The sequence below is a fragment of the Acinetobacter sp. UBA2581 genome (assembly GCF_002339435.1).
Classification (GTDB): Bacteria; Pseudomonadota; Gammaproteobacteria; order Pseudomonadales; family Moraxellaceae; genus Acinetobacter; species Acinetobacter variabilis.
Window position 1 is genome coordinate 28,724 of record NZ_DDLD01000006.1, and the last position, 17,438, is coordinate 46,161.

Below are 17,438 nucleotides of genomic sequence, written 5' to 3' on the forward strand. Positions count from 1 at the left end.
GGCATGAAATTTAAACGTAACCAGGTGGAAGATGTACATATCAATCTGACGCCCATGATTGATTGCCTGCTATTTATTTTGGTCTTTCTGTTGCTTTCAACCACGTTTAACCAGATGAGCCGGATGAACCTGACGCTTCCAGATGCGCAAGGTGTGCCGCCCAAGAATTTTGACCAGAAAATTGAAGTGATTGTGGATGCCAATGGTCACTATGCCGTGAATGGTCAGTCTATTGCCAGTAAAGATGCAGCAGATTTAAATACGGCAATTAAACAGATTTCGAATGAACGTCGTGATTTAATGTTTGTCATTGCCGCTGATGCAAAAGCGACACATCAGGATGTTATTCGTGTCATGGACGTTGCAGGGCAACTTGGCTTTGTTAATGTCAACATCAGTACGAAAGTACCAACTCGAGGTTATTAGTGAAGCACGATTTTAAGGTCTATCTTCGCCTTTTAAACTATTTAAAACCATTTTGGGGCACAGCCTTAATTGTCCTGCTTGGTTTCTCTATGAATGCGGCGACAGAAGTTTCTGTAGCCAAATTACTGGAATATATCATTGAGGCGATACAAAACAGAGACCAGGGTTTCACCTTACTTTTCCCATTCTTAGTGGTAGTACTGATGTTCTTCCGGGGCTTAGGCCTATTCCTCGGTGGGTATTATACGGCGGTCATCTCCCGTAATCTGGTATTTAATATTCGTCAGGAAGTCTTTGCCAAAATATTGCGTTTGCCTGCGCAATATTTTCTGGACAATACCAGCGGTCATATTACGGCCAAAATTATGTATAACGTTGAGCAGCTCACCGCAGCCTCAACTGAAGCACTTAGAACGATCATTCAGCAAGGTCTGATCACAATTGCCTTATTGGGATATCTTTTATATACCAACTGGCGTTTAACCATGTGTATTCTGATCTTTGGACCTGTGATTGGTTTTGTGATCAGTAAAGCCTCAAAACGGATGCGCAAGCTATCACAACAGGTTCAGGACACCATGGGTGATGTGAACCATGTGGTTCAGGAAACTGTAAATGCCAATCTGATTGTCAAAGGTTTTGGTGGTCAGATTTATGAGCAGGAACGCTTTAAACAGAATTCTTTGGAAAATCTACGCCGTGGCTTAAAGATGGTGGCAGTGCAGCAGCTGAACAGTCCAGTGGTACAGCTGATCATGTCAGTTTCACTCAGTATCGTGATGTATATTGCGTTGCGCCCACAAATTCTGGGAGATACTACTGCGGGTGAATTTGTTGCTTATATTACAGCTGCAGGCATGTTGGCACGCCCAATCAAGACATTAACTGATGTGAATGAAAAAATTCAGCGTGGTATGGCGGCCGCACATTCTGTGTTTGAATTGCTAGATATGCCTGAAGAGCATAATACTGGCAAACTCAATGATGCCTTAAAAGGCAATATTCAATTTAAAGATGTCAATCTGGTTTATGGCGATGGTCACCATGCGATTCATGACTTTAACCTGGAAGTGAGAGCGGGCGAGACTGTCGCATTGGTTGGACGTTCAGGAGCAGGCAAAACCTCTCTAGTGAATCTGTTGGTACGTTATCAGGAAGCTACATCCGGGCAAATTTTGCTGGATCAAAAACCGATTACTGATTATGAATTGACTGCTTTACGTACCCAGATCGCGATGGTAAACCAGCAGGTAGTGCTGTTTAACCGTACTGTTCGTGAAAATATTGCTTATGGCCAGCTAGAAAATGCGAGTGATGAAGAAATCATTGCAGCGGCAAAAGCAGCTTATGCCCATGATTTTATTATGGCCTTGCCACAAGGTTATGATACGCCACTGGGTGCTCAAGGTCTGAATCTGTCAGGTGGTCAGCGTCAGCGTATTGCCATCGCCCGTGCCATTTTGAAAAATGCACCGATTCTGATTCTGGATGAAGCGACCAGTGCGCTGGATAATGAGTCAGAATACTTTATTCAGCGTGCCTTTGATCAGGCGATGCAAGATCGGACTACGATTGTGATTGCGCACCGTCTATCAACAATTGAAAATGCCGATCGCATTGTCGTGATGGATCAAGGTCGTATTATAGAGCAGGGCAATCATGCTGAGCTGATTGCACGCCAAGGTGCTTATTATCAGCTGCACCAACGTAATTTCGAGGAACATTAAGTCATGGCTTTGGCACAGATCATTCAGGATGCTTGGAATACACAGGCAAAGTGGCTGGTTGTGCTGCGTCCTTTGTCATGGCTTTACCGTTTGGGCTTTGTCTGCAATCACTGGCTTTACCGTAAAGGGATCAAGAAAAGTTATACCGCACCTATTCCAGTAATGGTGATTGGAAATATTACCGTAGGTGGGAGTGGTAAAACACCTTTACTGATTCATCTGGTGGATTACCTTAATGAAAAAGGCTTACGGATTGGTGTGATCAGCCGAGGTTATGGTGGTAAAGGTCCTTTTCCTGCTTATGTCGATTTAAATACCTTGCCTGAAGTGGTAGGGGATGAACCAGCCTTAATTGTCCAAGCGACTGGTGTGCCGATGGCTGTGGGGCCAAATCGCCAGAAGAGCATTGAGCTTCTGCTAGAAAAGCATGCACTGGATTTAATTATTTGTGATGACGGTTTGCAGCACTGGGCTTTAAATCGGCAGATTGAATGGATTGTGCTGGATAATAACCGAGGCTTGGGTAACCAGAAACTTTTACCTGAAGGTTATCTGCGTGAACCCGTTACCCGGTTGGAAAAAGGTACCGTGATTGAACATGCAGCAAATCCAGTTTCGCCTTTGCATATGCATCTTGCAGCCTCTCAGCCCTATCTATTAAATCAGGATGTCATCAAAAGCTTTGATCCAACTGCGGCTTTTTATGCAGTAGTCGGCATCGGTTTTCCGCAGCGTTTTTATCAAACGCTAGAACATCTGGGGCTGCAGCAATTTCAGTGTCACGAATTTCCAGACCATCATGATTATGAAATTGAAGATCTGCAATTCGATGACAATAGTCCGATTATTACTACTGAAAAAGATGCAGTTAAAATTATGGCATTACTTAAACAGTATCCAGATTATCAGCGCGATATCTGGGTGGTGCCGGTCGATGCAGTCTTGTCACCTGCCTGTTATGCAATTTTGCAGCAGCAATTAGAGCAACAGGGTATTTCTATTTCCTAAGGTTTATTTACGATGAAACATATAGTTATTCCTGCACGCTTCTCCAGTTCACGTTTGCCGGGTAAACCTTTGCTGGAAATCCATGGTCGTCCAATGATTCTGCGTGTCGTGGATCAGGCTAAAAAAGTACAAGGCTTTGATGACCTGTGTGTGGCGACAGATGATGAGCGTATTGCTGAAGTCTGCCGTACTGAAGGCGTTGATGTGGTCCTGACTTCAGCAGATCATCCATCAGGTACGGATCGTCTAAGTGAAGTAGCTCGAATCAAGGGCTGGGCGAGTGATGACATTATCGTGAATGTACAGGGTGATGAACCTTTATTGCCAGCCCAGTTAGTTAAACAGGTCGCGCAACTCTTAGAAGATCAGCCAGCTTGCTCAATGTCGACTCTATGTGAGCCAATTCATCATTTAGAGGAATTTAAGCGTGACGGTATCGTTAAGGTTGTGATGTCTAAGCACAATCAGGCATTGTATTTTAGTCGTGCTACGATTCCTTATGACCGTGATGGTGCAAAGCTGACTGAACAAAAACTGCATGATCGGGCTTATCGTCATTTGGGTTTATATGCTTACCGAGTAAAACTGCTACAGGAATATGTAACCTGGGAAATAGGTGTGCTGGAAAAACTGGAATCTTTAGAACAGTTACGTGTACTGGAAAATGGTCACCGTATTGCCATTGCTGTGGCAGAAGCCAATTTACCGCCAGGTGTCGATACGCAGGAAGATCTGGACCGCTTGAACCAGATGGATCCATCTTCTTTTGCTTAATTTGAGAATTCTCCATGCCGCTTGATGTCAATGCACAGATTTATCCATGGCAGCAACAGGTTTGGGATACGCTAACCGGGCGTTTTCCTAAGCTTGGGCATGGTTTATTGTTCTATGGAAAAAAAGGCTGTGGTAAAGAAGCCTTTGCCCAACAGTTTCTAGCCTGGGTTTTATGCCTAAATCGTCAGCCTGATGGCCCATGCGGTGAGTGTGGTAGTTGTCAGTGGCTGAAAGCGGATACCCATCCGAATTACGTCTATATCAGTACTGATGAAGATAATAAAAAACAGAATGCCAAAATTAAAATTGAAAAAATCCGTGATCTTCTGCCTTTTGTACAGCAGACCGTGGATGGCTGGCGCGTCATTGTCATTGAACCCGCTGAAGCATTAAATATTGCCTCTTCTAATGCCTTGCTGAAAACTCTGGAAGAACCGGGTGAAAATATTGTCATCATTTTACTTGCGGATCATTATCTGAAATTGCCTGCAACTATTCGCAGCCGTTTACAGCATTTTGCTTTGGACCGGATTTCATCAGTGCAATTCAGTGAATATGTAGAAGTGCAATTACCTGAAGCAGGTTCGAGCCAGCAGCAGTTATTGATGAATTTATCCAATCAGATGCCTTTGCAAGCGGTTGAGGTTGCACAAAGTTCATGGCTGCCACTACGTCAGGAATTCATAGAAGACTGGAAAAAACTGGCTATTCAAAAAAATATGCCCATGGCAATTGCGACTAAATGGAATAAAAGCCTGAGTTTTGGTGAATTTGGTCAAATGTTTGAATACTTGTTGTCCGATTTAATTTGTGTCAAGCTAAATCAGGCCGTAAAAAACATTGATCTGGACTTTAATGTATTGGCCGAACAATATTCATTGGAAACACTTTTTGAAATTTATGAGGATTTTCAGCGAGCCAAACAATATCTTGAGCAGAACGTACAAAGTAATCTGGTGCTCGATGAATTGTGTATCAAGCTGATGAATCTTTAGCTTAAGGGGAAAACAAGATGCAACCACGTATGGGCGGTATTATTCAGGCCAATATTCCGGATATTGAAACGTTATTTGCCAGTTATATGCCATATGTTGTAGGTGGTGGACTTTTTATTCCTTCCAAGCAACCAGTCAAGCTGGGTGAAGAAGTATTTGTTTTGACGACTTTACCTGAACAGACGCAGAAAATTCCATTAACCGGAAAAGTAATCTGGATATCTCAAAAGCAGAATGGCATCAAGCCACAAGGTTTTGGGATTCAGCTCACCGGTGAAAAAGGCGTTTTCTTCAAAAATGAAGCAGATCGTCTGGTTGCAGGTCTTAAATCTGATGGACGTAAAAGTTACACTATGTAGTTAATTTACCTTCGGTAGGAACTCATTGTGTTTGTAGATACTCATTGTCATTTAACACTGCTCGATTTAACACCTTATAATGGTGATCTGGATCAGGCGCTTGTTCAGGCCCGTGAAGCAGGCGTATCCAAGTTTATGAGTATCTCGGTGGATCTGGATGATCATATCGAGCTGGCTAAAATCGCGGCCCGTCATCCTGATGTCGGTTATACCGTCGGTGTACATCCTTGCGAAGATGTCGCGACAATGGCACGTGCGACTACTGAATATCTGGTTGAACTGGCACAGCCAGAAAAAGTCTGGGCGTTGGGTGAAACAGGACTCGATTATTATCACAGTACTGATTTTATTGCCGAGCAGAAAGACTGTTTTGCACGCCATATCCATGCCTCACAAATCGTGAAAAAACCTGTCGTCGTGCATACCCGTTCTGCCAAGCATGACACGGTTGATATTATTCGTGCAGAGAAATCTACCCATGGCATTTTGCACTGTTTTACCGAAGACTGGGAAACCGCTAAAGCTGTTTTAGACTGCGGTTACTATGTGTCTTTCTCCGGTATTGTTTCTTTTAAAAATGCCCAGGATTTGCGTGACGTTGCCAAACAGGTTCCACTTGATCGTGTTTTAATCGAAACGGATAGTCCTTACCTTGCTCCAATGCCATATCGTGGCAAATCTAATGAACCAAAATACGTTCCTTATGTAGCCAAAGCCCTTTGCGATGTATATGATAAGTCGCTAGAAGAAATGGCTTATATCACAAAGCAGAACTTTGAGAATCTTCTGAATTCGAAGTAAATAAAGTTAGATAAGAGTACAAGAGAGTTATAGGGTGAAGATGGATCGTCAGGCTCAGTTTCGAGCAAGAGAAACCTTGATTTTTCAAGTCGCAGAACAATTACTGCTAGAAAATGGTGAAGCCGGGATGACCCTGGATGCACTGGCAGCAGAACTGGATCTGGCCAAAGGCACTCTTTACAAGCATTTTCAGAGTAAAGATGAATTGTACATGCTGCTGATTATCCGTAATGAGCGCATGTTGCTGGAAATGATTCAGGATAGTGACAAGGCTTTTCCTGAACATCTGGCTTTCTTTATGTTGCACCATCTGCATCACCCTGAACGTACTGTCCTTTTTCATCAGATTGAAGAACGTCTTTCTACAACAGGTGTTGGAATTCAGCACCTGTTTAGCGAACTTTATCAGGTTCGAAAACAGCGCTTACGTCTGATTATCCGTATGACTGAAAGCTATCTGGCTTCGATCAATAGCAACATGTCGGTGCGTGATTATCTGGCCTCAATCTGGTCATTGACCCATGGTGCAGCTGCTATTCTTAACTCCAGTTTCTACCAGCGCTATCTTGGTTCACGCGATACCTTGCGCGTTGCCCTTATTGATCAAGCTTTAGCTTTACCGAAACAGGTCCATCCTGCCGAGCAGTTCGCCTAAGAGTTGCCTATGATCAGATCACATCATGCCTCCATTCGTGGATTCACTCTAATCGAAGTGATGGTGGTGATTGTGATTATGAGTATTATGGCATCACTAGTTGTATTGAATATTGGTGGGGTAGATCAGCGCAAGGCAATGCAGGCGCGGGAAGTCCTGTTACTGGATTTGCAGCGGATCTTGCGGGAAGCTAATGATCAATCCCGTATTCTTGCGCTTGATGTTCAGGCTGTCACTGATGTTTCACCATTTCGCTACGGGGTCGTGGAATATCGTTCACCTAATCAGGCAGAATCAACTTTAAATCAGCAGAAATGGCAAAATTATGCGGAGTTTAATCTGCGCAGTTTACCGGAGCAGGTCTCTTTCCGGATTCAGCCTTTAGAGCAGCGTTATAATAATGCCCAAAATCGGGATCTCACTGAAGCCAATGCACCCCAGCTGATCTGGTTGGGTAATGGTGAAGTTAAACCGGTCAGAATCCAGTTCTATCTGGAAGATCGTGAAGTGGGCAATCCGATTGAAATTGATCACTTGGGTAAAGTCCATGAAAGCTAGGGTTTTCAAGCAGAGTGCCGGAGCTGATGTAATCAAGCCATTTAAGTCAAATGCTGATCGTGCGCACTCCGAGTATAGCTCTTCGTCTTGCGCAGCGATGAAACAGCATTTCACTCATCGCGGCTCCTCAAGCATAGCTTTTGGACTTTCTTGCGCGACAATGCCGCTCAGGTCGAGGATTACTCGACTTAAGCGTGCCTCAGGATTTACCTTGCTGGAAGTGATGGTGGCGCTGGCGATCTTTGCCACAGCAGCCATGACCCTGACTAAAGTTGCCATGCAATATACCCAATCGACTTCGAATGCCATTTTGAGAACCCAAGCCCAGTTTGTTGCCTTGAATGAAGCGGCACTGATGGAAATCAATCAGCAGTGGCTCACTGGTACTGAATCTAAACAACTCACCCAGCAGGGCGAAACCTGGCAAATTGATAAGCGCAGTGAGCCTACTGTAAGTCCTAATGTACAACGTATTGAATTACAGGTGAGTCTGGTCAACACTGAAACTGGTCAGGCAGAAAATGGAATTAGCAGCTTGATGTTCTTTAATCACCGGATGAATGAAGCGCCATGAAGTCAAAGGGATTTACGCTGGTCGAACTACTGGTTGCTATTGCTATTTTCGCCGTACTGTCTGCTCTAGGCTGGAAAGTATTTGATTATATTATACAAACCAAAGACCGTAATGCGGTGCATGAACAGCGCTTAAGTCAGTTGCAAGATACTTATCAGCAGATCTTGCGTGATACGGTACAGGCGGTGCCTTTAACGGCCAATATTAATGGTGATATTCAGCCGGCACTGGTTTTGCAAAACGGGCGTTTTAACTTTAGTAAGACTGGAGTTACCGATCCTTTGGAAGAGGGGACTTCTCCAGATGAACGGGTTGAATATCAGTACCGGGCAGATGAACAAAAACTATATCGCTTGAAATACCGAAATTTAAACCAGACCGGTCGTGATCAACCTGAATCCAGTGTGTTGTTGTCCGATGTTGAGCAGTTTCAGATCGTAGTGCTTAATCCGAACGAATTGATCCAATGGCCAGACTCATCTTTTGATTTAAATCAGGTTGAGCAAAAACAACGTCTGCCTAAAGGCATTAAAATCAACTTAATGGTTAATGGGGTCAGTTATGAGTGGATTTTCAGTTTATTGAATACAGATTTCCTGCTTGAAGCCCAAAAGTTAACCTGACAAAGAATAATAAAATGCAGAAGAACAAAGCAATGATGATCAAACAGCAGAAGGGGATTGCTCTGATTACCATTCTAGTGATGGTGGCTCTTGCAACTATTTTGGCTGCGACTATTGCTAAACGTCAGGCTGCAACTGCTGAAAGTACCGCTTATTTAATGCGACAAAACCAGTCTTTGATGTATGCCAAAAGTGCTGAAGCGTTTTTTTCTGAATTGCTGGTCGATGACGCCGAGAATGCAGCAGAAGTTGATCATTTAAATGAAACCTGGGCGCAGCCGATGCCGGCTTTTCCGGTTGAAGATGGCTATGTCTCGGGAATATTGCAAGATGAGTCGGGTAAGTTTAATTTAAATAGCCTGATTACAGCAGAAGGCACAGTGAATGAAAATGCTAAAGCCTGGTTTGAGTTGATATTAAAACGTGCTGGTTTGCCAGAGCAGTTGAGTGAAGCCGTGATCGACTGGCAGGATGAAGATGAAATGCCGAGTGGACCAATGGGTGCAGAGTCCATTTATTATCAGGGATTGCCGAATGGTTCTCTGCCTCCGAATGCCAAATTTCATAGCGTTGAAGAGCTGAAATTGGTACGAGGCTTTGAAGAAAACAAGTACAAATTAATTGCACCTTATCTAAGTACTGCGTCTGTAGCAGATACTAAGGTCAATATTAATACCGCATCTGCATTTCTTTTGGCGAGCATGGATGAAAAGCTGGATGTGAATGCTGTGCAGCAATTGCTGGATCACCGTCAGGCGAATCTGGAATATTTTTCCAATGTGGCTGATCTCTGGACACTAGAACCCTTTGCTCAGGTGGATGCAGCCAAACATAACCTGTTTAATAACCTGCTTGGAGTGCAATCTAATCACTTTAAAGCACGTATCGAAGTGATGCTGAGTGAACGTAAACGTCAGTTTAGTAGTGATCTGGTGCGGCAGGACAAGAAGGTTTATGTTGCCTATCGAAGCATGGCGCCTTTTTAAAATATCATCATTTTAGAATGCTCTCATTTCTTGAATTTAATTCGCGTAGCCTTAATCCCTTTTCCCTATCATGATGAACTGCAAAATTAATCCTCATAGGTTTACTTTTGCTTTATAATTGAAATTAATTCACCTATTTTTTGACGACATTACGGCATATGTTAATTCGTAAGTTATTTAAGTTTGAAAATGCTCATATTGTGCGTAACTGCACCTCGGATCGGTGTAAACGTTCGATCCACGGTCACAGTTATAAAGTTGAGTTATTGCTGAAAGCGTCGAAGTTGGATCATGGCCAGATGGTATATGATTTTGGTCTGCTCAAAGGGGTGATTAAGGATTTCTTTGATTCTTTTGACCATGCGATCTGCTTCTGGCAAAAAGATGATCCTGAATATATTCAGGCATGTAAAAACTTTAGTGCACGCTGGGTATCTTTGCCAGTTTCACCGTCTGCAGAACAGTTTTCACGTATTTTCTTCTTCTTGGCTCAGCAGGTATTGGCATCCACCATTACTCAGAATGGTGAAGGGGATGTTGAAGTTTACTCTGTGATTGTCCATGAAACTGATACGGGCTATGCGCAAAGCTTCCTGGAAGATATCCAGAATGAACAGATGGGTTCACTTAGCCTGGAACAGATTGAATTCTCGGAGCAGGTCCGGGCAGAATGGACAGATTCAGAGATGTTTACGAAACTGAAACAGGGTCTTCCATTTCATAACCCGGCTGTGGATCTGCAAGTCCAGCCTTAAAAATTCAAATATAAACGCAGACTGACATAGATTTAGGATTGAAGCATGTCTTTAAATGAACAGCAAATTGCGAAACTGAATAAAGTTCAGTTAGATGACAGCTGGAAATATGGACTCAGTGAGTTTTTACTGAGCCCGAAAATGGATGCGTTAAAAACATTTTTAATTGAAGAAAAAAAAGCAGACAAGGTGATTTATCCACCGAATCACCTGATTTTTAATGCTTTGAATACAACGCCATTAGACCGGGTCAAAGTGGTCATCATTGGTCAGGACCCTTATCATGGCCCGAATCAGGCGCATGGTTTAAGCTTCTCGGTGCAAAAAGGGGTTGCATTACCTCCATCTTTACGTAATATTTTTCATGAGTTACATAATGATTTAGGCGTAAAAATCCCTAAACATGGTGATTTAACTCATTGGGCGGAACAGGGTGTACTTCTGCTCAACGCTGTACTGACTGTAGAGGCAGCACAGCCAACTTCACATCAGAAACGTGGCTGGGAAGAATTCACAGATCACGTCATTGATGTATTGAATGAACAACGTGAACATATCGTTTTTATTCTTTGGGGCGCATACGCACAGCGTAAAGGACAGCGCATTGATCAAAATAAACACCTGGTCTTAAAGGCAGCACATCCTTCGCCTTTGTCAGCAAACCGGGGTGGTTTTTTTGGTTGTAAAGTTTTTTCGAAAACGAATAATTATCTCAAACAACATGGCATTGAGCCTATAGATTGGCAGCTGGACGCATGACTTATTCTCCTGTAACTACACCTTACCATCCGGACCTGATTGTTGAACAAGCCAATAATGGCTGGCGCATTGTTCGCCTGAATCGTCCAAAATCATTACACGCTTTAGATGAATCTCTGGTTTCAGCATTGCTAGAAGTCTTTCAGGACTTTCATACAGATGACAGCGTAAAAGCGATCTGGCTGGATTCAACTACCCCGAAAGCATTTTGTGCCGGTGGCGATGTACGTAAGCTGCGTCAGTTAGTAATTAATGATGAAGTGGCAACCGCCAATAAGTTTTTTGAACAGGAATATGCGCTAGATTTATTACTGCATAACTATGCCAAGCCGGTATTGGTGTGGGGTGAAGGTTATGTTATGGGTGGTGGTTTAGGCCTGTTTATGGCGGCTCCATTCCGTTTGGTGACGCCGTATTCACGTCTGGCCATGCCTGAGATTAATATTGGTTTATATCCAGATGTGGGTGCGACCCGCTTCCTAGCAGACCGTGGAGCGATTGGCCTGTTTACAGGTTTAACGGGTTCCATTATGACTGCTGCGGGTGCTTACGGTATTGGCTGGGCGACTCATATCTGTGATGCACAGCGTGATTCAGTATTAGATAAGGTCGTAAATATAGACTGGGAACATTATCCAGCTGGGGATTTCCGTGCGATTGATGACACCTTGAATAGCATGCACCGTCCGGTAGGCCCGGGTCCTTTGCAAAACTCACTGGATGTAATCCACAGTGTATGTCGTGGCGTAAACTTCGAGCACGATTATGAATCGATTATTGGTTTAAGTGATGCGCGCAGTGACTGGTTGCGTCAGGCCAGCGAAAACCTGCAAAAAGGTTCACCTGCAACCGCTGCTCTAAGCTGGTTATTATGGCAATGGGGTAAACAGGTTCATTCCTGGAATGAAATTTTCGAACTGGAAACCCAGATTTCAGACTGGAAAATCCGTCATCCTGACTTTGTTGAAGGCGTGCGTGCACGTCTGGTTGATAAAGACCTGTCTCCAGAATGGCAAAAAGGCAGTGATTTAAGCTTGAAAGGCATTCTGTCTCAGAATCCACCGGTAACCACTATTGAAAGCTGGAATGAGCTACTCAAACACTATGGTGTGATTTAAGTCTGAATGTCCGAAACACAATTTACCGATGAATACTGGATGCAGCTTGCTTATGAGCAGGCTGCACTTGCTGCTGAGCAGGGTGAAATTCCTGTAGGTGCTGTGATTGTCAGCCAAAATCAGGTTATTGGCCGTGGCTACAATGCGCCAATTTCTTTAAATGATCCGACTGCACATGCTGAAATCGTAGCATTACGTGAAGCCTGTCAGAGCCTAAAAAACTACCGCCTGCCTGAAGATGCTGTCCTCTATGTAACTCTGGAACCGTGCACCATGTGTGTAGGGGCATTGGTGCATTCGCGTATTTCGCGGGTCGTTTTTGGTACAACTGAGCCTAAAGCAGGTTCTTTGGTGAGTGCACGCAAGCTTTTTGAGACCGGCTACTATAATCATGTATTTCCATTTGACTCGGGCTGTATGCAGCAGCAGTGTGCTGAACAGCTCAGTGCATTTTTCAAGTTGCGTCGTGAACAAAAACGTCAGCTGAAATTGCAAGAAAAATTACTGAATGCTCATAAATAAATCGAATCTAATTCGTTAAACTTTGCTCACTTTAAAATCATTTATTTTCAGGAAAAAGAAAAATGAAAAATGCGATTCAGGTAAAAAAAGAATTCCCAGCAGCGATTGATAAGGTTTTTGAATTGCTGTCTAAACACGATGCTTATAACGTGGCTTTTGCACCAATGCAGGTGGAACGGATTAAGGATTCGGCAGACCCTGAGCGCCCAGATGGTGTGGGTTCTGTGCGTAGTATGGGTTTAGGTCCAGTCAAGCCGCTAAAAGAGCAAATTACCTTGCTAGAGCCGAACTCCCGTATTGAATACAAGATCGTAAAGAATCCTTTGATTAAACATCATTTGGGTATTATTGAATTTGAAGCATTGGACGATAACAAAAGTCTGGTGACTTATACGATAGAATTGCAGGCACGTCTTCCATTTGTCAGTAAATTAATTCTTGCACAGCTCAAGACAGGGATTAAACTAGGCCTCGCAAAACTTGCAAAATCTGTATAAATAACGGGAAAGTAATGACAGTTCAAATTATTACCATTGATGGTCCAAGTGGATCTGGCAAAGGCACACTGGCTGCAAAACTGGCAGCACACTACCATTTTCATTTACTGGATTCAGGGGCTTTGTATCGTTTATTAGGACTGTCATTGCATCACCATAATTTACTCGATGAACTGGATACTCAACTGGCTGAATGCGTACAAATTGCAACAAATTTGGATATCCAATTTTTCAGCACTGAATCAGGTGTTCAGGTATGGCTGAATGGTGAAGATGTCTCCCAAACTATCCGTACCGAACGGGTGGGTGAGTATGCTTCAAAAGTTGCTGCAATTCCTGAACTTAGAACTGCTATGGTGGCCCGTCAACATGCTTTTGCTCAAGCTCCTGGTCTAGTGGCAGATGGCCGCGATATGGCGACCAGTATCTTCCCAGATGCACAAGCTAAGATTTATTTGACAGCTTCGGCTGAATCCCGTGCGCAAAGACGTGTAAAGCAGTTGCAGGGTATGGGGCTGGATGTTAAAATAAACGACATTTTAGCTAATATCGAAGCGCGGGATAAACGAGATATGGAACGCACTGTCGCTCCGCTCAAACCTGCTGCTGATGCCTACATCATCGACAGTTCAGATTTGAATATCGATGAAGTATTTAAGCTGATGACCACGTATGTGGATCAGCAATTAGCTCAATAACCCTATTATTTCAGCAGATGCATAGCTTGATCAGTTTTATATGGACTATGTAGACGCTTAATTAAACCGGCCTTGTCTGATCCAAGACCGCTGACTTTATCGGATATATCATGACCGAATCTTTTGCAGCCCTCTTTGAAGAAAGCGAATTAAACCTCAACGTTGAAAAGGGTGCAGTCATCCAAGGCGTTGTAGTAAGCATCGACTCTGATTGGGTAACTGTTGACACTGGCCTTAAATCTGAAGGTGTTGTTGACCGTGCTGAGTTCTTAAATGAACAGCGCGAACTTGAAGTTCAAGTTGGCGACACTGTAGACGTAGTTGTTGAAGCACTTGACAATGGTATGGGTCAAACAGTTCTTTCTCGCGAAAAAGCTAAACGCGCTGAGACTTGGACTAAACTTGAAAAAATCTTTGAAGACGGCGAAATCGTTACTGGTGTTATCTCTGGTAAAGTTAAAGGCGGTTTCACTGTTGACATCGGTCCAGTTCGTGCGTTCCTTCCAGGTTCTTTAGTTGATACTCGTCCTATTCGTGATACTACTCACTTAGAAGGCAAAGAGTTAGAATTTAAAGTAATCAAACTTGACGCTAAACGTAACAACGTTGTTGTTTCACGTCGTGCTGTTATGGAAGCTGAATCTTCAGCTGACCGTGAAGCTCTTCTTGCTCAGCTTGAAGAAGGTCAAACAGTTACTGGTACTATTAAGAACCTTACTGATTACGGCGCGTTCGTTGACCTTGGCGGTATCGACGGTCTTCTTCACATCACTGACATGGCTTGGAAACGTATCAAGCACCCATCAGAAGTTGTTGAAGTGGGTCAAGAAGTTACTGTTAAAGTACTTAAATTCGACCGCGAACGTAACCGCGTATCTTTAGGCCTTAAACAATTAGGTGAAGATCCATGGTTAGCGATCATGAGCCGTTATCCTAAAGGTTCTATCGTTAAAGCTCGCGTAACTAACCTGACTGACTACGGCTGTTTCGCAGAAATCGCTGAAGGCGTTGAAGGTCTAGTACACGTTTCAGAAATGGACCACACTAACAAAAACATCCACCCATCTAAAGTTGTTCAGATCGGTGACGAAGTTGACGTTATGGTTCTTGAAGTGGACGAAGAACGTCGTCGTATTTCTCTTGGTATCAAACAAACTCGTGCTAACCCATGGGAAGAGTTTGCTAAGAACCACGATAAAGGTGAAAAAGTATCTGGTACTATCAAGTCAATCACTGACTTCGGTATCTTCATCGGATTACCAGGTGGTATCGATGGTCTAGTTCACTTGTCTGACATCTCTTGGAACGAACAAGGCGAAGAAGCTATCCGTCGTTACAAGAAAGGTGACACTGTTGAAGCAGTTATCCTGTCTGTAGATGCTGAAGGCAACCGTATCAGCCTTGGCATCAAACAATTGAACAGCGATCCGTTCAACGATTTCTTAGCTGCTAACGAACGCGGTGCGCTTGTTAAAGGTACTGTAACTGCAGTTGACGCTAAAGGCGCTACTGTTAAGTTAGCTGATGAAGTTGAAGCAACTCTTAAAGCATCTGAAATCAACCGCGACCGCGTTGAAGATGCGACTAAATTCCTTGAAGTTGGTCAAGAAGTTGAAGCTAAGATCATTAATGTAGATCGTAAATCTCGCTCTATCAACTTGTCTATCAAAGCGAAAGACGAAGCTGAAGAGAAAGAAGCTGTTGCAAATCTGAAAACAGCTGCTGCTGGTCAAGACAATGGTCCTAAAACTATTGGTGACTTGATCAAAGCGCAAATGAATCACTAAGAGTAGATGGTGAATTGTATTGTTAATGTAAATTAAGTAATACTTTTTACACAAATACTATAAACGGTAGCGTAGTATTTAATTATTGCGCTACCGTTTTGTATTTAAACAGGTTATTATCGGAAAATAGATCCCGAGTAGCTTGATAATTAAAGAGGTCGCAGATGACTACTGAAGCACTTAATAAGTCTGACTTAATAGAGCGCATCGCGCTAAAGAATCCGCATTTGGCTGAACCTTTAGTGGAAGAAGCAGTTAAAATTATGATTGATCAAATGATTGAAGCTTTATCATCTGATAACCGTATTGAGATTCGCGGGTTTGGCAGCTTTGCATTACATCATCGTGAGCCTCGCGTGGGTCGTAATCCTAAAACTGGTAAATCTGTTGAAGTTGCAGCAAAAGCTGTTCCACACTTTAAGCCAGGTAAAGCACTTCGTGATGCAGTAAACGAATCCGCAAGCAAATAAACAAGATATTTACGGGGTGTTCATGCGTTACGTTCTGGTCATTCTTTTATTGCTCGTCTTTGGCTATTCATTAGCTTTGGTGTTGCAAAACGGGACTGAGGTCTCAGTGGACTTGTTATTTACTCAAGTTCCTGCAATGCGTTTAGGGTTATTGCTCCTTTTGACTCTTTCCTTAGGAATAGTGGTTGGCTTGTTACTCGGTGTGCAGGTTTTCCGCGTTTTTCAGAACAATTGGGAAATTAAACGACTACGTAAAGATATTGAGCATCTACGTAAAGAACAGTTGAATACTGCCAAGATGATGGCAGCAGAAGCGGCGGCTCATACACGACATGAGAAAACAGTATTAGATATTAATTCTAATGACAGGCCATCGGCACCGCTTTAAACGAAAATGACAAGTAGAAGTAATCTACCGAATCTTTACTTCGCCTGTTTTGATCGAACGCCTTTTAGCTTAGCTTCTAAGGCGTTTTTTATTGTTTAATGGTATTTAGAAAATTATATAAAAATTATATAAATAAATGACTTAATTTGAATTAAAAAAATCATTTTTGCGAAAATATTCTTGGTTGTTATAGGGCTAATCCGTATAATGGTTTAATTTTGTCAATTTGAAGGGTCTTCTCATGAGTATCATCGTTGCACTGGATGCTAAAAGTCAATTTGATGCCTTAAGGATTGCAGAGCAGCTCGATCCTGCCTTATGCCGAGTAAAAGTGGGCAAAGAGTTATTTACTCATGAAGGTCCTATCATTGTAAAAGCACTTCAGGATAAAGGTTTTGATGTATTTCTAGATCTGAAGTTCCATGATATTCCAAATACCACTGCACAAGCGGTATGTGCCGCGGCAGACTTGGGTGTGTGGATGGTCAACGTCCACGCTTCAGGTGGTCGTAAAATGATGGAGACCTGTGTTGAGCGTTTAAAAGCAGGCAACTATAAAACTCAACTTATTGCAGTAACTGTATTAACGTCTATGGGACGCGAAGACCTGAAAGACATTGGTTTGGATATTGAACCTAATGAACATGTAAAACGTCTGGCTCAACTGACTAAAGACAGTGGCTTAGATGGAGTGGTCTGTTCCGCACAAGAAGCGAAAATGCTGCGTGAAAGCATTGGACAAGACTTTGCACTGGTCACTCCTGGGATTCGTCCTGAAGGTTCAAATGCAGACGATCAAAAACGTATTGTGACACCAAAACAGGCAATGCTGGATGGCTCAACACATCTGGTCATTGGTCGACCAATTACCAAGTCGGAAAATCCTCGTCAAACTCTAAAAGATATTTTGGCAACATTGTAATTCCGGCTACCCGCTGAAAAGCCTTTCATATGAAAG

22 protein-coding genes are annotated in these 17,438 nt (G+C 43.0%); all 22 read left to right on the top strand.

Translation table 11 applies throughout. From position 1 onward, the window contains the following. Positions 1-3: 3 nt before the first annotated feature. The 22 genes from B3Q46_RS00665 (at position 4) to pyrF (ending at position 17,402) form a co-directional block, all read left to right on the top strand. Positions 4-426, top strand: coding sequence for an ExbD/TolR family protein (locus B3Q46_RS00665; protein WP_004784014.1), 423 nt, complete (start codon positions 4-6; stop codon positions 424-426). Next, the gene (gene msbA, locus B3Q46_RS00670; protein ID WP_004784013.1) at positions 426-2,153 is read left to right on the top strand and encodes a lipid A export permease/ATP-binding protein MsbA; all 1,728 of its coding nucleotides are present in this window, start codon (positions 426-428) and stop codon (positions 2,151-2,153) included. The genes B3Q46_RS00665 and msbA overlap by 1 nt, the downstream gene beginning before the upstream one ends. A gap of 3 nt (positions 2,154-2,156) precedes the next feature. Continuing rightward, positions 2,157-3,161 carry a tetraacyldisaccharide 4'-kinase gene (lpxK, locus tag B3Q46_RS00675; protein WP_286712813.1) on the top strand — a complete coding sequence of 335 codons (1,005 nt, stop codon included), beginning with the start codon at positions 2,157-2,159 and terminating at the stop codon, positions 3,159-3,161. 12 nt (positions 3,162-3,173) lie between these two features. Beyond that, positions 3,174-3,935, top strand: coding sequence for a 3-deoxy-manno-octulosonate cytidylyltransferase (gene kdsB / locus B3Q46_RS00680; RefSeq protein ID WP_286712815.1), 762 nt, complete (start codon positions 3,174-3,176; stop codon positions 3,933-3,935). A gap of 14 nt (positions 3,936-3,949) precedes the next feature. Beyond that, on the top strand, positions 3,950-4,930 hold the full coding sequence (locus B3Q46_RS00685) for a hypothetical protein (RefSeq protein WP_004784001.1): 981 nt from the start codon (positions 3,950-3,952) through the stop codon (positions 4,928-4,930). 17 nt (positions 4,931-4,947) lie between these two features. Beyond that, positions 4,948-5,289, top strand: coding sequence for a PilZ domain-containing protein (locus B3Q46_RS00690; protein WP_005236142.1), 342 nt, complete (start codon positions 4,948-4,950; stop codon positions 5,287-5,289). Positions 5,290-5,316: 27 nt separating this feature from the next. Then, entirely contained in the window at positions 5,317-6,090 is a 774-nt protein-coding gene (locus B3Q46_RS00695) for a TatD family hydrolase (protein ID WP_034702299.1), read from the top strand. A gap of 40 nt (positions 6,091-6,130) precedes the next feature. Beyond that, entirely contained in the window at positions 6,131-6,745 is a 615-nt protein-coding gene (locus tag B3Q46_RS00700; protein ID WP_004783998.1) for a TetR/AcrR family transcriptional regulator, read from the top strand. A gap of 9 nt (positions 6,746-6,754) precedes the next feature. After that, positions 6,755-7,303: a type II secretion system protein gene (locus B3Q46_RS00705; protein ID WP_004783997.1), complete on the top strand. Its 549-nt coding sequence runs from the start codon at positions 6,755-6,757 to the stop codon at positions 7,301-7,303. A 97-nt stretch (positions 7,304-7,400) separates the two neighbouring features. Continuing rightward, positions 7,401-7,877, top strand: coding sequence for a type II secretion system minor pseudopilin GspI (gene gspI, locus B3Q46_RS00710; RefSeq protein WP_171064816.1), 477 nt, complete (start codon positions 7,401-7,403; stop codon positions 7,875-7,877). After that, positions 7,874-8,500: a type II secretion system minor pseudopilin GspJ gene (gspJ, locus tag B3Q46_RS00715; protein ID WP_034702301.1), complete on the top strand. Its 627-nt coding sequence runs from the start codon at positions 7,874-7,876 to the stop codon at positions 8,498-8,500. Before gspI ends, gspJ begins: the two co-directional genes overlap by 4 nt. Positions 8,501-8,514: 14 nt before the next feature. After that, on the top strand, positions 8,515-9,486 hold the full coding sequence (gspK, locus tag B3Q46_RS00720; RefSeq protein ID WP_079281007.1) for a type II secretion system minor pseudopilin GspK: 972 nt from the start codon (positions 8,515-8,517) through the stop codon (positions 9,484-9,486). 158 nt (positions 9,487-9,644) lie between these two features. Further along, the gene (locus tag B3Q46_RS00725; RefSeq protein WP_034702303.1) at positions 9,645-10,241 is read left to right on the top strand and encodes a 6-pyruvoyl trahydropterin synthase family protein; all 597 of its coding nucleotides are present in this window, start codon (positions 9,645-9,647) and stop codon (positions 10,239-10,241) included. Between the two features lie 45 nt (positions 10,242-10,286). Beyond that, the gene (gene ung, locus B3Q46_RS00730) at positions 10,287-11,000 is read left to right on the top strand and encodes a uracil-DNA glycosylase (RefSeq protein ID WP_004783992.1); all 714 of its coding nucleotides are present in this window, start codon (positions 10,287-10,289) and stop codon (positions 10,998-11,000) included. Beyond that, on the top strand, positions 10,997-12,118 hold the full coding sequence (locus B3Q46_RS00735; RefSeq protein WP_004783991.1) for an enoyl-CoA hydratase/isomerase family protein: 1,122 nt from the start codon (positions 10,997-10,999) through the stop codon (positions 12,116-12,118). The genes ung and B3Q46_RS00735 overlap by 4 nt, the downstream gene beginning before the upstream one ends. A 6-nt stretch (positions 12,119-12,124) precedes the next feature. Continuing rightward, the gene (gene tadA / locus B3Q46_RS00740) at positions 12,125-12,640 is read left to right on the top strand and encodes a tRNA adenosine(34) deaminase TadA (protein ID WP_004783990.1); all 516 of its coding nucleotides are present in this window, start codon (positions 12,125-12,127) and stop codon (positions 12,638-12,640) included. A gap of 62 nt (positions 12,641-12,702) precedes the next feature. Then, on the top strand, positions 12,703-13,137 hold the full coding sequence (locus B3Q46_RS00745; protein ID WP_004783989.1) for an SRPBCC family protein: 435 nt from the start codon (positions 12,703-12,705) through the stop codon (positions 13,135-13,137). Between the two features lie 14 nt (positions 13,138-13,151). Then, on the top strand, positions 13,152-13,835 hold the full coding sequence (gene cmk / locus B3Q46_RS00750) for a (d)CMP kinase (protein WP_034702305.1): 684 nt from the start codon (positions 13,152-13,154) through the stop codon (positions 13,833-13,835). A gap of 110 nt (positions 13,836-13,945) precedes the next feature. Then, entirely contained in the window at positions 13,946-15,622 is a 1,677-nt protein-coding gene (gene rpsA / locus B3Q46_RS00755) for a 30S ribosomal protein S1 (protein ID WP_004783987.1), read from the top strand. Between the two features lie 164 nt (positions 15,623-15,786). Then, the gene (locus B3Q46_RS00760; RefSeq protein WP_004783986.1) at positions 15,787-16,092 is read left to right on the top strand and encodes an integration host factor subunit beta; all 306 of its coding nucleotides are present in this window, start codon (positions 15,787-15,789) and stop codon (positions 16,090-16,092) included. A 22-nt stretch (positions 16,093-16,114) separates the two neighbouring features. After that, positions 16,115-16,480: a lipopolysaccharide assembly protein LapA domain-containing protein gene (locus B3Q46_RS00765; protein ID WP_004783984.1), complete on the top strand. Its 366-nt coding sequence runs from the start codon at positions 16,115-16,117 to the stop codon at positions 16,478-16,480. Between the two features lie 241 nt (positions 16,481-16,721). Next, on the top strand, positions 16,722-17,402 hold the full coding sequence (pyrF, locus tag B3Q46_RS00770; RefSeq protein ID WP_004783982.1) for an orotidine-5'-phosphate decarboxylase: 681 nt from the start codon (positions 16,722-16,724) through the stop codon (positions 17,400-17,402). Positions 17,403-17,438: the final 36 nt, after the last annotated feature.